Raw genomic sequence first — 13,999 nt, forward strand, 5'->3', positions numbered from 1 at the left:
GTGCCGAAGTCGGCCATGGCTCACCTACTTCTGGAGGTTCTTCGGAGGCCGTCCTCTGCGCGGGGCAGCCGGCTTGGACTCGACTGCGGGCTCTTCGGCAGTGAAGAGGCATTCGCGGCCGGAGATGATGGGATCGCCTTCGGGGAAGCGCTGACCGGCATTCACCAGGCCGCCGCTATGCCAGAAGGTTTCTTTCGCCACATAGGTAGCGGACATGGTGATCACTCCTTGACGGAGCAGGGGAATTCGGGCCAGAGAGCGCCATGTGGGACCGACAAAATCGCCCGACCTAGAGGCCCTGGGGCGTTTGCTCTCTCTTTAACGGGTCCACCCAACCCGAATTCCTTACTGCTCGAATCAGCTGGCGTTGGTGTAGGACAGCACCCGGAAGGCGTCCGGAACCAGGTTCAGCGAGTTGTTCCACCACACGGCCAGGACGCCACGCTGAGCGGTCGGACGCTGGTTGGCGCCGAAGACCTGGGGGATCAGCTCCATGGACATGCCAATCCGGTCGACGATCAGGAAGTTGCTGAAGTCGCCCAGGATCAGGAGTTTGGTTCCGTTGGTCGTTCCGTTGCTCATCGCAGTGGAGGTCAGCGCCTCGTAGCCCAGGAGTTCACCCGGCCGACCCGCACCGATCCGCTCCCACAGGGAATGTCCATCGGTGGTCGCGAACTGCCGCACCCGGTTATAGAAGGCCCGATTCGCCATGAACTTCGCGTTACCCAGGTATTTGTCGTCGAGCGCGTCTTCCAGGGCGTAGATGTTCGCAGCGGTGAGGGTATCCTCCGCAGTCGCGATAATGCTTCCACCGGGCATGGTGCCCAGGAGGCCGTTGGCCTTGAGCGCGGTCGACCCGTCGTCGTTCATGAAGGCGCCGGCTTCTTCGCGAGCTTTCGCATCCAGCAGGGCCCGGGTGATCTCACCACGCAGCGCGTTCCAGGACGCAGCCAGCTCGTAGGAGAACTTGACGTAGCCGGTGACGCGGATGGTATCCACCTCGGGCTGTGCCAGGGTCATGTCGTTCAGCGGGACCTCGCTGGCCTCGGCAGAACGGGTCACAGAGGTACCCGCGCTGGTGATGCCCTGCCAGGTCTTGCCGGTGATGCGCTCCACGCGAGAGATGCTCCGCAGCGGGTCCACCACGGCGCCCGTGGTCAGGATGACGGTCGGATCCAGCTGATAGGGAACCGCGAAGCCGCCCTTGTTGTCGGTGCCGAGCAGCAGGGTCCGGGCCTCATCGCCGAAGACGACCTGCGGAGTGCCGGCCGCGACAGCCTGAGCCCACGCCCGCTCATAAACCGGAGAGCCGGTGATCAGCATGCGCTTGGCCAGCGAGCCGTTCTCGTCATCGAGCTCCAGCAGGGCCTCCGATGCGGCAGCCTTGGCATCCTCCTGGGAAACCAGGCCACGTCCACCCATGCGAGCCTCGTCAATCGAGCGCTGGGCGTTGTCGCGGAGCTGGTCCGGGGTGTACTGCCGCAGCTCGTTGAGGTCGTAGATGTCCTTCTTGATGTGGACCCCCGGGGCCCCGAACGCGCGCTCGGTCGCACCACTGCCGGATGCATCGGCGATTTCGGCCATCCGAGCCTCGATAGCCGCGATCCGGGCCTCGATCTTCGGGCGGTCGGCCTTCAGCTCTTCGTACTCACGCGCTTCGGTCTCGGGGAGTTCGGCGTCGCGGTACTCTTCGTCGAGTTCTGCACGGCGAACGTCGATAGCCGCCAGCTGCTCACGGAGTTCAGTCAGAGTCATTGCTCTGGTCCTTTTCGGTTGAATTACTTTGGAATCCCGTTTCGAGGTGCCTTTGCTGGCGGCGTCGTCTTCGGGTGTTGCCCCACTGCGCGAGGTGCTCTCGGGAGCGGCGTCACGCTTTTCTGGGGAAGTTTCTGTGGCCTGGAATGCCTTTTCGGCTTCGAGCCAGCGGAAGAGGTTTTCAGCTTCGAGCCAGCGAAAAGTCGCCTCTGCGTCGAGCCATTTCCGAATCTCTTCGGGGTCCGAGGCGCTGCGATCTTCGGCGGTCTTGAGCATCGTCTTGCGGTACTCGGCCACTACCAGCTGGCGCTCTTCGTCCGTGAGCTCGGCAGCGCTGCGTACGCCGACTGATGTGCCCTGATATGCGGGGAATGTGACCGGGCCTGCCTCGCTCAGCTTGATTTCCTTGATGGTGCGTGCAAGCGGTCCGCGTTCGCCGGGCTCATACAGCAGCCTGTACAGCTCATCCTTCTTGACGAGTTTCCCAGCGTTATCGCGCCATTCGTCACGCACAACCTCCATGCGAATGCTCATGCCTTTTATGGCGCCGCCTTCGATGGCATCCCGGACCGGCTTCACGAGATCGTTGTCAAAGAGGCGACCCTCGACATAAAGGCCATGGTCGTCTTCGCGGACGATTTCGTAGACCCCGATAGGGACCGTAATCGAGCGGCCGTGGTCGAACATCATCACAGGCATGCGGCCACCCTGGAGGGTTTTACGGAATGCGCCCTTTGTCATGCGCTCCGTAAACGAACCTTCCCAGGAGTTAATGGTGGTGTCCTGGTCAAAGACGGTGGCATATCCAACCAGGCGACCATCTCCGGCCTGATCATCGGATGCCGTGGACCTGAATTCAAAGTCCCTAGTTCGTTCGCTGAACATCCTTGCCCCTTTCGTCAGCGAGCACGACAAGGAAGTCAATTAGTGGCTTGTCGTTTTTCCGCAGGTTGCAGGTGGCACACGAATTAGTGAGGTTCCACCAGTGGTCGGTGCCGCCCTTAGCGAGAGGCTTGATATGGTCTACGTGCATTTCGTCGGAGAATTGGCCGCAGTAACTGCATGGATCACCGGCGAGGACTTTGCGGTATTCGACCGACTCTTTTCGATCCTCGGCCGTCATATTTACCGCTACCCGTACGCGACGGCGGGCATTTCGCGCTCGGACCACGTCCGGATTTTCCCTGCAATAGTCCCTGTAGTATTCGGGATTTTCCTCGCGGTATCTCCGCTTGGACTCTAGGATCGACTCGCGGTTGGCTGCGCGGTACGCCTCCGAGCGCTTCAGAATTTCTTCTCGGTTATCCGAGTAGTACTTCTTGCGGCGCTCCGTCAATCTCTCTTGGTTCGCCTCTGCGTACTCTCGCTGCTGCGCCAATACTTGCTCGCGGTTAGCCTCGTACCACTGTCGCTGACGATCGAGAATTGAATCGCGATTGGCCGCATAATGCCTCTGTCGGCCTTCGCGTATGAAATCCTTGTTGGCCTCACGATACTGGCGCCTCTGGTCGAGAATCTTTTCTCGATTCTTGGCTCTATACTCGCGTTGATACTCAACCTTGAATGCCGCCTGACAGCCCCCGCAGCGCTTCGCTTTTGGGCTACCTGAGGCAAATCCGACACCGCAGTCGACGCAAGAGATCTCCCCAAGTTTCCGAGTCACTAGTCAATCCAATCCACACCGCGACTAACGGCGTTCAGCCATTCATTTGATTTGGATTCAGATTTCGGCCTACCTACCGGCTTTCGCTTGGAGCCAGTTGGATTGTTATTGGCCTTACTGTGCGCCTTTTTGTCGCCACCGGAGTTTTTGTCATCGGACGGCTTTTTGTCGTCGCCCTCGCCCTCTTCGGCATCTAGGACGCCATTTTTGTTAGCATCACCCCACTGGTCCGGATTCGACACGTTTGGAGGGAGGAGTTGGACAGAATAAAGGCCGGTATGTTCGAGAAGATCCCAGTCCTTCGCAAGAACGGCCGCCACGGTGGATTCAGGAGTAAACCCTTGCATTACCAAACGGCTAATTGTCGTCGCTTCCATTTGCTCAAGGCGAGCCAGCTTCTCTTTGTCATCGCGAAGAAATGCGATCTCGCGGTCGTCGTAAAAGAGCCGCATGCCTGCCGGAATATCAACAAGAACGGAATACGCGGCACACAACGAACGCCAAAGCGGCCTCATGGTCCCCGAGGCGAAGGCATCTTTGGCCGCTTGGAAGTTCCCTTCGTTCAAGCTCGATCCGGCCATGCCTTCGGAAAGGCCAACAATGCTCGGATGCACCCGGGCCGCTGCGGCAATTCGAGTCTCGCCAGCCCCGATGACGTTCTTGAAATCGAGCTGCTGCATGTTCGCGCCAATGACCTTGACGTCCGCCCCGCCGCCCAGATAGAGGGTTTTGTAGGCGTTATCCAGGCCCTTGTGGCTGCCGTTCATCTCCGCAACGAACTCTTGGAAGTCATCCTTGGAGACCGTTTCCTTGAGCGCGACAGCGATGTTCGGGGTAGCCGCATTGGAGAAGAACTTATTCTTGTGTTTACTTGCAGCCTTGTCGCCAACGATCTCGGGCAGGACGGGCGTCATCCAGGACATGCCACGGAATTGCGCGTCGGGATCCGGGATGGGCGCCCAGTGGGCTATCGCGCCGTTGGATCCGTCAGCCGGGTAGACCTTCCACTTCTTCTTATCCTGCGTGTTTCCCGGTTTGTAGATGTAACCCCAGATGTTGACTTCCGGGTCCATCGTCGGGTCGCCCGTGAGGATGATTTCCACCCAATCCGGACGCAGCCGGCGAATACGTGGAGGCTTTCCGGGGCGATCTTCGCGGACGGCGTAATGGTTGCCGGCCATGTCGACATCCTGGATAGCGCGGGACAGCAGATCGCCGGTTGTGCCGTTTTCCCAGGGCTCTTCGAGGACGTCCAATTTGCCCTTGCCGGGCTCGATATCTCCGGGGCGTTCCCTGTCCATGCGCTGATAGGCGAACCTGACCTCGGAGAAGATTGACCGCCTGGCCTCGCAGCACGCAAAAACAACGCCGCTGGACTTGTACGCCGAATTGACATACGCAGGGAAGTCGTTGTCGATCTTCTCGACTTTGGGATCCGGATTTCCATACCCGCCGAACGGAAACAAGCTGTGCGCCTGTGTTGCCCACTGATCGATGGTGAGTTCTCTGTCGCGAGCTTCCTCGACGGGCTTTTTGCGCCCAAAGAGCGGCCATAGCTTCATTTCGCTCCTTTAGGCGTAGAAACCCCAGGGCTTCGATTTCTTCTGGAAGATGTGCTGCTTGTAGCCCCAGTAGCCAAGAGTGACGCAGCGCAACGGGGTGACATCGCCAACCGATTCGGCCCGGGACCAGATCCAGAGATCGACAACGGGTTTCTTGTCAGCGCCGGCGACTGCGGTATTCAGCGGGACCTGATCCAGGTGGACGAGTGTGGGTTTGCCGTCGCCCTGCTTCGGAGCAACAGCGGTCTTGAAGTCTCCGCAGGCTTGCGCGAATTCACGGCTGGTCAGCGTTTCGACCTTGATGCCCTTGGATTCGAGCTCTTCTTTCAGCGCGCCGGCGGGGGAGGCTGGATCGAGCACTACGAACGCGGGCCGAGCAGCCTTCCAGATCGCTTCCACGCGGGGGATGACCCACTTGATGCCGGGCCGGTAGTCGATCGCAGCGCCTTCGATGCCGGTGATCTCGACATGGACCATCTCGTCGGAGTTGCCGCCCACTGCGGAGATGCAGGACCAGGCAGCCTCGGGAGCGGAATCGATGGCCAGGCAGAATTTGCCGACCAGCTCAGAGCCCTCGTTCTTGGCGCTCTTCCATGGCGTTTCCGGAATGACGCGCCAGCCGCCACCCTCAGCGGGCCAGGGGCCGACCGAGAGGCGCTCTTTCGCAAAGCCCGTGGGGCTCATGGCCGGCTTCTCGGTCTCGCGGATGTACTCTTCGGTCAGGCCGGGGCGGAATCCCATCGCGGGGTTGGCCTTGGCCCAGGTCTTCGGATCATCCGGGTCGTCGTGCTCGGTGCAGTCCGGCAGGCAATCGTCGTCGCACAGCTCGGCAGACCACTCCATGAAACCGAAGCGGGTCTCGACCTTTTCGCCACTCAGAACCTTCAAGGCGCGGTTGCGTGCACGGCCGAAGTGCTCGGATTCCTCGGTGCCGGCACTGCCCGTGTAGAGAACCTGAGCATTCGGCCGGGACGAGACTGTCGGCAGGGCTGCTTCGACGACCGGGCTGTCAAGGTTCATCATCGCCTCGTCGAAAACCAGCAGATCGCAGGAGAACCCTCGGGCGCCGCCTTTGCTCCTGGCCTTGAACAGCAGCTCTTGGCCGTTCCTAAGGAAGATGCCCTCCTTGCCGTGCGACCGGGAGATGCTCATGACCTCGGCGGCCAGTTCCGGCGTGTGCTCGATCAGATGGGCGATGCGCTCAAAATGCTTGTGCGAGGTGTCGAACAAGTGGGCTGAGTGGATGATCGTTTTCTCGCCAAACAGGAAGAGTCCGGCCAGCTCTCGCGCTTCGAGAATGCTGCCCTTGCCGTTCTGGCGTGCGACGACCAAACCGAACTCGAAGGCGGCCCAGCGGTTCTCCTCCCGGCCGTTGATTTCGTCCCAGTAGGTTTCTTCCCGGACCGCGAGCATCTGCTCCAGGACCAGGCACTGCCAAGGATCCAGTTCGAGGCCGGCGAGGCTAGCTAGATCGATCGCCTCTAAAGCGCGGCTGTCTACCACCTTGACGTCGTGGGGCATTCTGAGTGCCGAGTCGGGCGTTGTCAGGATTCGCGGGTACTGATCGCCCATCAGCGGCACGTCGGTTACGAATGGAGGCAAGATCGGTCACCCCCGCTTCGCCTTCAGAGTTGGCCGGCGGCCGGAGTTTCTCGATGTCTTCGATGATCTTTTGCAGCCTGAGTACGAGCGCTGCTGTATCACCCGTGCGCAGCTGGCTCATCTGGCAGGCTTTACAGCGATTGCCCTGCAACTCGTGCGCCACGTAATCGCGGAGAGCCAGGAGGGAATTGCGGGTGTCGCCTTCGCTGATGACCTCGGTAAATGACTTGTGCTCCTCGGTCACGCTCACCTCACCTTCAGCGTGCGCCTCTCCGCCAAGATGACGTTGACGCGGTTGACGACGTTGGGGTGGAAGATGCGCTGCTCGGGCTGGATCCAGTGAACTCGCGCTCCTTGCACCCGGAGACCATCCCCAAAGGCAAATGCGCGGTCGAGAAGTGCGATCGAGTCCGAGCCGGCTACGCCGATCATGTCGAGCTCGTCGGCCAGGTGGATCTCGTCCTGCGCTGACATATCGGCAGTCAGGGAGTCGATCGAATCAACCAGGGTGACGACATCGGTGACGTATTTGACCTCGATGACTTCGGCCGGGTTCTCTGTGATCGACAGGCTGTCCGGCGCCGGGATAACCAGGTTGGTCACCAGTGCGGATTCGGCCAACGCCATTGCATCCGGAAGCGCGGCAAACGAGATGCCCGGGGTGGCTTCGGCGAGGGTGGCGGCGTCGGCCGCAGTGACCGTGAGCTGGTCGATCGGATTCTCTGTGATCGAGATCGTGTCGGCCGCCGCGATGACCCTGACCGAAGCCGTGCCGTCGCTGATAGTTGCCGAGTCCGCCGCAGCCGGCACCGAAGCAGTGACCGAGGCGGTGTCGGTTAGCGCGATAGCATCCGGGCTGGCGGTCATGCGAATCGCGGCGGAGTCGGCCAGAGAGACCTGATCGGGTGAAGCCGTTTTCGGGACAGCCAGCTCGGGCGGGATAGCGAGAGTGATAGCACCCCAGGCGCCGGTCTGCGTGCCACTGCTACCGATGAACGAGCTGGGGTCCACCGACGTAGAGGCAGTGGTTCCAAGGTAGGCAACAGCGAAGCCGACGTGGGTTGCAGCCCCGGAGCCGCCGCAGTTGTACGAGGTGAAGCCCGACCAGCCCGTGGGCCCGCTATCGCACACTCGACCGAACTCGACCGCCGTAGCAGCGACATACATGTAGTCGAGCTGCCCCATGGATGGAGTGATCGGGGGTGGATTGCGGTCGCCGGTCGTCGACGCGGTCGCGGTGGTCATCTCGATGTGAGCCGGATTGCCAGACCAGCCCGAGAACGACATAGCGACCCAGGCGGCATGGCCGGAGACCGACTGTGCGACCGTGAGCGCGGCTGCTGTTCCCTGTATGCCTGCGAGGACGCCGAGAGTGGATCCGGAGGGGTCAACCTCGCCGACGACAGTCCAGCCCGAAGACGCGGTCGAGATGTTGCAGGTGTCCGCCGTGGAGAACAGTACAAGCAGCAGGTCTCCGGTCGACGCCGAAGGCGGAGTGACCGCAGTGCTGGTTGCGTCGGAGTTCCTGGTTCCGGTGACCTGAGCTACGAATGCCGGTGTCGCCATCTGGACCTCCTACCGGCCGCAAGGGTCAGGAGATGGTGACTGAAGCCGCCAGAGTCCATGCAGCGCCTGAGCCCTTGGTGCCGAGATCCTGGACAGCGCGGTTCAACATCACGCCAGAAGCGGTCGCGGTAGCGAAGTTGGTGCCGGGGACGATCGTGCCGCCGGAGATGAACAGGCACCACTCCTGCCACGCATGGCTCGCCACCCCCGCAGCGAAGAGCGAGTTGGCCGAGATGGTGTTCCCGGTCGTATCGGGCGTGCCGGCGAGCCCCTGGTAATAGGAGGTGCCCTGAAGCGATGTCATGCCGGCCGTGGTTGCCGTGGTGCTGGTGCCGACACCGATGCCGCCGTTGATCGCGCTGAAGCCGTTGACCGACTCCTTGCAGATCAGCTCGGCCACGCGAGTCGTACCAGTGGTGACCATCGAGTTGCCCTCGCGGACCAGAACCTCGTCGGGGGTCAGGCTGTGCTCGCGGGTCAGGTAATCGATATCGGCCTGGCAGACGGTGTGGATGTCCTTTTCGAGGAAGCGGGCCATATCCCGGACGGTGTCCTCGTTGTATTTCGTGACAGTGACAGTCGGCCACCACTTGATGCTGTCGGTATTCATATCACTGCACCTCGGAGATTCTCAGTAGTATCCACCGGGTTTCGATGCGACCGCCCACAGTGGTGATTTTGTTGAAGACTTTGTATTTCTGCCCAACCAGGCCGCCGGCGATCCAGACCGTGGTAGTGACAGCCGTTTTGGTAGCGGGCGTGGACTCGATATCGATTTCGGAGTCGGCGGGAGAGGTAGACCACTCGGAGGTGCTGATCTGATCTCCGCCGGCGTGCGCGGCAAGCCAGTCCTGCCAGTCGAAGATGTAATCCAGCTTGCTGTCGGACTTCTTCGTGTATTCGTCGGCCACGACCTACCCCCACTTCTGTGAATACTTGGTGGTTTTCGAGTAGGGGGCTCCGGTGCCGCGCTCTTCGTTATGTCTGCGGTGCGCGGGTTTCAAGTTCGACTCGACATTCGCCAGGTCCGGCCGCTCCGACAGCGGGATAACGTGATCGAGGGTCCAACCCCAGGGATCCCGTCCGGACAGCCGGAGGTCGATATCCTCGCCGCACAAATGGCAGATCGGGGGGAGTGTCCTGCGGAGTCGCGCGTGAAGTGCCCGCCATTCAGCGTCATTGCGCCCTGGCGTGGCCATCAGCGGAACCAGTTGCCGGCGGCCGAGTCGCTGTAGTTGTCCGCGTTGCCGTCGTAGCTGGCATGCGCTCCGGTGAAGAGGTAGCCGCGCCAGTCCAGGCCGTTGCTACAGATCACGTCCGCGCGGTTGCAGATGGTCAGGACCGGGATATCGCCGAAGTTGTCATCGACCCCGCCGAGCGGCTGGCCGAGGAATTCGCCCCAGCCGGAAAGGCCGTCGAAGCCTCTGCCGTTCGCCTTGCGCTTCGGGTCGGAGAGGAGGATCGCACTGACATTGCCGAAGCCGTTGTGGGTGCTGACCCAGTGGTGGACGATCGCCGCACCCATCGAATGGCCCATGAGCTTGATGTGGTCGCTCGGACATTCGGCGCGATGCTTGGCGATCAGCCGATCCAGCTCCCGCACGCCGCCGCGAGGATCCAGGGTGTTATAGCCGACGCGCTGATCCCCGGTGAGGTAGGTCGAGTCCTGCGCCCAGCTGCCCGTGTCGAGGCTGACCTGAAGCCCGCCGACAACGATGGACCAGGTGTCCCCACATGCATCCGCAGACGCCGGCGCAGCAGTCGCAGCCGGAAGGGTCAGGGCGGCAGTGGTGACGAGAGAGGCGACCAGGGCCATGATGCGCTTCATGAGGGAGACCCACTTCCGGCGAAGACAAAGCCGACCCACGTCCCGAGCAGCTCACCCGCCGAAACCCACCGTTAAATGCGGGGCCGCTGGAGATTGGGACGTGGGTCGGCTGTCCACCTGGAGCGCAGCGCTACGACAGATGGACGGTTAGGGGGGCGGTCAGGCCGCTCTGGTGAAGGTTCGGACTCGATGGCAGTTGGCGCAGACCAGGTCGCACTTGGCCATCTCTTCCTGGACTGCCGTGAGGCTGCCGCATCTGGGCGCTCGGCTGAGTTCGAAGAGCTTCTCGTACTGAGGTAGATGGTCGAAATCCATGACGTAAAACGGGTAGAAGACACCGCAGTCCGTGCACGGGTTCGAGGTTTTGAATTCCCGGATCAGCTCGGTTATCTTCTCGCGTGTCGTCTTGTTCCGGGCGTAGTACTGGGGCTTATCGGCTCGGTAGTGCTCGGCGGCGTATGCCCTGCTGCATTGTCGGCAATAGGACTGCCGGCCGTCGCTACGAGCTCTACGAATCGAGAACGCATCTAGAGGAAGCTCTTGTTTGCATCGGGAACAGGTCTTCAAGCGACCTCCCGGGCTATTCAATTATGGGCAAAGAAAATCCCCACCAATCCCGGAGGATGATGGGGAGCTAGTTTCTGAGCGGTCTGCGATTTTGAATCTCCGTCGCCGGAATGAGTTACAACCCGCTCGGCGTAAGCATATCACGCACCGCGTTACACTGTCCTCCATTTGACTTTGATGCTGTCCAGACCCCGCACTTTTCCACGCCCGACCGGCATGATTTGAACGTCGAAAAGGAGTCGGATCAGAGCCTTTTTGTCGGCCACGGTCAGATCCGCCCACACCTGTTCGCGGTCGGCGGAGGTGAATATCTTCTGGGCAGCAGGAGGTAAAGGCGCGGCACCAGCACCGGCTCTGGCGCGCAGATCTTCGATCTCGGGGCGGAGCTTGGCCTCCAGTTGTCCCAGGGTCTGCGGCGTAATACCAGAAGAGGGGTCGGCGGCGGCGTCGATATAGGACTGGAGATATTCCTCCTTGGCCCGAGCATCGGCGAGCAGTCTTGCTGAATCATCGCCGGATCCTTGCACGCGAGAGAGCACCACCTCCCATGTCGAGTTGTCTCGGAACGCCTTCAGCAGCTGCGCCTCCACCACCGAGTCCACGAGTTCGCAGCTGGCGGTGGTGTGCTGAGCGTCGACCTTGAGGCGGGTGTCGAGCCGGCAGACGTAGTAGGACTCCCCGTTGCTGGACCGCGCCTTCCTGCGCACGATGCTGCCGCAATTGCACTTCGCGATCCCGGACAACAGCCAGCGGGGAGTGGTACCTCTCATCGTGCGCCGGGAGGGATTGCGCAGGCAGGCCACGAGCCTGGCGTGGGTCTCCCGGTCGAATATCGGCTCCCAGCCGCCCACTGCCCCGGTTGCCTGCCTGCGCCGGACCATCTCGCCGGCCATGACCGGGTTGAGCAGTCGCCGAACCCAGACATTCGACGGGGCTCGGTTGCCGTTACGGTCGGTGAAGCCCCTGTTGTACATATCCCAGGTCAGCGCCAGCACCGTCTCTCCGTCCAGTAGGCGCTCGGCGAACTCCTGAAGTGCTGCGGCCTGCGCGGGGTGATGCTCCCACCACAATGTCCGTCCGTCCGGTGCCTGGCGGGTCGTGGGCGTTCCCTGTTCATTGGTGATCACGCGATACCCGAAAGGCGGCCGTGTCGAGTTGTGCGGCTTGCCCGCCTGGAAGTTCGACTCCATACCGTCCAGGACACGCTGAGCGAGCTGATCGGACTCGAACTCGGACAGAAGTGCGCGGAAGCCGGCCTGGAGGCGGTCGTTCGGTTTCGACAGATCCAGCACCTGGCCACCGGCGCACAGAAGGATCCCGAGGGTTTCACAGAGATCCCGCAGCGCCACGAACTCGGCCAGCTTTCGGGATGCGCGGCTTGATTCCCAGATGACCAGGACGTCGCCCTCGCGGAGTTCCCCGAGCAATTGGCGATAGCCCGGCCGGTCCTTGGTGCCGTAGCGGGAAGCGCTGATCGCGTCGTCCTTGATGACCGGCCCGAGCGTCCAGTCTGGATGTTGACCGACGACGTTCTTGCAGTAATCGATCTGGCGTGCGACCGACTTGCCCAGGCCGGCGGCATCCTGCGACACCCGGGCATAGATCACTGCGCGCACGATTACCTCAATCCGCCGTGCATAAAACTCCGCCGTTTATGCATAGAATTCCGGGCCACTGAAAAGCTCCTCGAAAATCAGGGGGGGTATGTGGGTGTCGGCGGGATTTATGGGTGGGGGTACCCGCCGATCGGCGACCGACAATACATGATTGGCCCCAAAAACGGTGGGAGTTGACGGTGTGCTGGTACTCATCGCAGCAAACGTGCAGGTCAGAGGGCTATTTTGGGAGTTTTTCGTTAGAGGGGGAAATGGTCGGAGGCGGGGTCCTCTAGCCGGCCGACTTACCCCCGGGAGGTATATCCCCCCCCTACCCCAATACGGTGGTGGGGTATGCAATCCGTCGCCGGCGAGCCCACACGTCCTATGCCGTTAACTGCATAATTATTCATTGAGACCGAATGGTTTGTGTTGTGCACAGACATGGGTGATCGGCCAGCGACCAGGGGTGGGCAAGGCTAAGGGCTCATGCTCGGTACGTGGCGCCGGCGCTGGGGTGGATGGGTGCTCGCAAGTGGGGCAATGGCAACTGCATTCGGATTGCGTGAATGGATTGCAATTCTCATTTGTCAGTTCATCGATCAACTGAATGCATTTGCGATTGCGATTCGTTCAATGCATTTGTTTTGTTCTGTGTTATGTATCGATGTGTGTACGAGTGTGCAGTTGTGTAGTGGTGCATGGATCAATACATAGTTGATTGGTACATATATCAATACTATTCTTGTTGATACATATATGAGTACAACACTAGTAATACATAGCTAGGTACATAGCAGTAGTGGTACATACATCAGTACATATATGACTAGTACATACATAGGTACATATAGAGCTCTCCTCTGTGCCGGCCGTATGGGGCTTCCATCAGGGCGGCCCACTGCAGGTCCCTATATGCCGGCTTTCCTGGGGGCTGTATTGACCGCTAATTGCCACGCTGGTGGATCGGCCGGCCGTTCGGGGGTTGCCGTATTGGGGGAGCCGTAAGAATCAATCTCCGTAGATTCGCCCAGTTCAGCGGCCATGGGAATCGACCTCTCCCGAGCGAAGAGTTGACATTGGCACGTCGGTACTGTATTGCGTGCGCACGGTTCATTTACAAGTCATGCTCGAAAAAAGTTTTGAGAATCTTTGCGTTGTGGGTTGACATTGGCACACGGTGGGCGCACTATGGATATCAACAAGTTCACCCCACCGAAGGAGACGAGGACATGAACGCGCAGGAGCGGGACCGGGAGCTGATGATGCTGATCAAGAAGCCGAATCTCACCAAGGCGGAGAAGGAGCGGTTGATCGAACTCAACAAGGCGCGTATGGCCGCTCGGCGAGAGGGTAAGAAGTGAGGCGCACACTCATCGGGTTCGCCCTGGCATTCGGCCTCATCGTAGGAGCGGTAGCCAATGCACAGTCCTACGAAACAGCACCGGGCCGACTCTGCATGGAGGATATGCCGTGCTTCCGGTCCGACGCGCCTACCGCACCGCTGTACATGCGCCTTCCGGCCGGGCCGTTCTGGGACCAGTTCGCGCCGCTGCTGGGCTACTACGAAGAGGAGAAGTGACAGGCATGAGCGCCTTTGCGGAGATCGTGAAAGCTCACCCCGAACTGACAGCACCGTCGGTGGTCGACATCGTTACCGCAATCGAGTCTGTCGAATACTTCGGCTGCTCACGGCATGATTTCGCTGCCCACGAGTTCTATACATCCGGCATGGGTGTTGAGTCTGCCGACATCTGGGACTACGGCCACCAGGAAGCCTGAGAATCGTTATCTCGCTGTTACCGAAATCTCTACCGCAGGTCAGCCACTACGTCGTATGGTTGTCCCTAACAAACCACTT

General features: G+C 60.7%; 13 protein-coding genes. 3 read left to right on the top strand and 10 right to left on the bottom strand.

The window, feature by feature from the left end:
• Positions 1–24 precede the first annotated feature (24 nt).
• From NGR01S_RS31270 to NGR01S_RS28145, 10 genes are all read right to left on the bottom strand, one after another.
• A complete protein-coding gene (locus tag NGR01S_RS31270) occupies positions 25–216 on the bottom strand; it encodes a hypothetical protein (RefSeq protein ID WP_156511130.1) in 192 nt (63 codons plus the stop codon).
• Between the two features lie 141 nt (positions 217–357).
• Complete coding sequence (locus NGR01S_RS28095; protein ID WP_084481780.1) at positions 358–2,640, bottom strand: phage major capsid protein; 2,283 nt, start codon at positions 2,638–2,640, stop codon at positions 358–360.
• Complete coding sequence (locus NGR01S_RS31275) at positions 2,621–3,418, bottom strand: HNH endonuclease signature motif containing protein (protein WP_156511128.1); 798 nt, start codon at positions 3,416–3,418, stop codon at positions 2,621–2,623. The genes NGR01S_RS28095 and NGR01S_RS31275 overlap by 20 nt, the downstream gene beginning before the upstream one ends.
• Entirely contained in the window at positions 3,418–4,980 is a 1,563-nt protein-coding gene (locus tag NGR01S_RS28105; protein WP_063042130.1) for a phage portal protein, read from the bottom strand. Before NGR01S_RS28105 ends, NGR01S_RS31275 begins: the two co-directional genes overlap by 1 nt.
• 9 nt (positions 4,981–4,989) lie before the next feature.
• Positions 4,990–6,552: a terminase large subunit domain-containing protein gene (locus NGR01S_RS28110; protein WP_157107472.1), complete on the bottom strand. Its 1,563-nt coding sequence runs from the start codon at positions 6,550–6,552 to the stop codon at positions 4,990–4,992.
• A gap of 276 nt (positions 6,553–6,828) precedes the next feature.
• The gene (locus NGR01S_RS28115; RefSeq protein ID WP_156511141.1) at positions 6,829–8,148 is read right to left on the bottom strand and encodes a hypothetical protein; all 1,320 of its coding nucleotides are present in this window, start codon (positions 8,146–8,148) and stop codon (positions 6,829–6,831) included.
• Between the two features lie 25 nt (positions 8,149–8,173).
• A complete protein-coding gene (locus tag NGR01S_RS28125) occupies positions 8,174–8,758 on the bottom strand; it encodes a hypothetical protein (protein WP_063042138.1) in 585 nt (194 codons plus the stop codon).
• 1 nt (position 8,759) lies between these two features.
• On the bottom strand, positions 8,760–9,059 hold the full coding sequence (locus NGR01S_RS28130) for a phage fiber-tail adaptor protein (RefSeq protein ID WP_063042140.1): 300 nt from the start codon (positions 9,057–9,059) through the stop codon (positions 8,760–8,762).
• A gap of 287 nt (positions 9,060–9,346) precedes the next feature.
• A complete protein-coding gene (locus tag NGR01S_RS28140; protein WP_063042144.1) occupies positions 9,347–9,976 on the bottom strand; it encodes a cutinase family protein in 630 nt (209 codons plus the stop codon).
• 719 nt (positions 9,977–10,695) lie between these two features.
• On the bottom strand, positions 10,696–12,159 hold the full coding sequence (locus NGR01S_RS28145; RefSeq protein ID WP_169811983.1) for a recombinase family protein: 1,464 nt from the start codon (positions 12,157–12,159) through the stop codon (positions 10,696–10,698).
• 1,211 nt (positions 12,160–13,370) lie between these two features.
• Between NGR01S_RS28145 and NGR01S_RS32945 the strand changes: the two genes are divergently transcribed.
• Genes NGR01S_RS32945 through NGR01S_RS28150 form a run of 3 tightly spaced genes read left to right on the top strand, consistent with a single transcriptional unit; the run spans position 13,371 to position 13,920 of the window.
• Positions 13,371–13,502, top strand: coding sequence for a hypothetical protein (locus NGR01S_RS32945; RefSeq protein WP_281179814.1), 132 nt, complete (start codon positions 13,371–13,373; stop codon positions 13,500–13,502).
• On the top strand, positions 13,499–13,720 hold the full coding sequence (locus NGR01S_RS31280; RefSeq protein ID WP_156511142.1) for a hypothetical protein: 222 nt from the start codon (positions 13,499–13,501) through the stop codon (positions 13,718–13,720). The genes NGR01S_RS32945 and NGR01S_RS31280 overlap by 4 nt, the downstream gene beginning before the upstream one ends.
• 5 nt (positions 13,721–13,725) lie before the next feature.
• Entirely contained in the window at positions 13,726–13,920 is a 195-nt protein-coding gene (locus NGR01S_RS28150; RefSeq protein WP_063042148.1) for a hypothetical protein, read from the top strand.
• The last annotated feature ends 79 nt before the right edge of the window (positions 13,921–13,999 follow it).

The organism is Nocardia grenadensis NBRC 108939 (genome assembly GCF_001613445.1).
Taxonomy (GTDB): domain Bacteria; phylum Actinomycetota; class Actinomycetes; order Mycobacteriales; family Mycobacteriaceae; genus Nocardia; species Nocardia grenadensis.

Bases quoted from the DNA above. Each gene is read 5' to 3' on its own strand.
- NGR01S_RS32945 (WP_281179814.1), top strand. From the start codon at position 13,371: ATGAACGCGCAGGAGCGGGACCGGGAGCTGATGATGCTGATCAAGAAG.
- NGR01S_RS28150 (WP_063042148.1), top strand. From the start codon at position 13,726: ATGAGCGCCTTTGCGGAGATCGTGAAAGCTCACCCCGAACTGACAGCA.
- NGR01S_RS28125 (WP_063042138.1), bottom strand. From the start codon at position 8,758: ATGAATACCGACAGCATCAAGTGGTGGCCGACTGTCACTGTCACGAAA.
- NGR01S_RS28095 (WP_084481780.1), bottom strand. From the start codon at position 2,640: ATGTTCAGCGAACGAACTAGGGACTTTGAATTCAGGTCCACGGCATCC.
- NGR01S_RS31270 (WP_156511130.1), bottom strand. From the start codon at position 216: ATGTCCGCTACCTATGTGGCGAAAGAAACCTTCTGGCATAGCGGCGGC.
- NGR01S_RS28115 (WP_156511141.1), bottom strand. From the start codon at position 8,148: ATGGCGACACCGGCATTCGTAGCTCAGGTCACCGGAACCAGGAACTCC.
- NGR01S_RS28110 (WP_157107472.1), bottom strand. From the start codon at position 6,552: ATGGGCGATCAGTACCCGCGAATCCTGACAACGCCCGACTCGGCACTC.
- NGR01S_RS28105 (WP_063042130.1), bottom strand. From the start codon at position 4,980: ATGAAGCTATGGCCGCTCTTTGGGCGCAAAAAGCCCGTCGAGGAAGCT.
- NGR01S_RS28140 (WP_063042144.1), bottom strand. From the start codon at position 9,976: ATGAAGCGCATCATGGCCCTGGTCGCCTCTCTCGTCACCACTGCCGCC.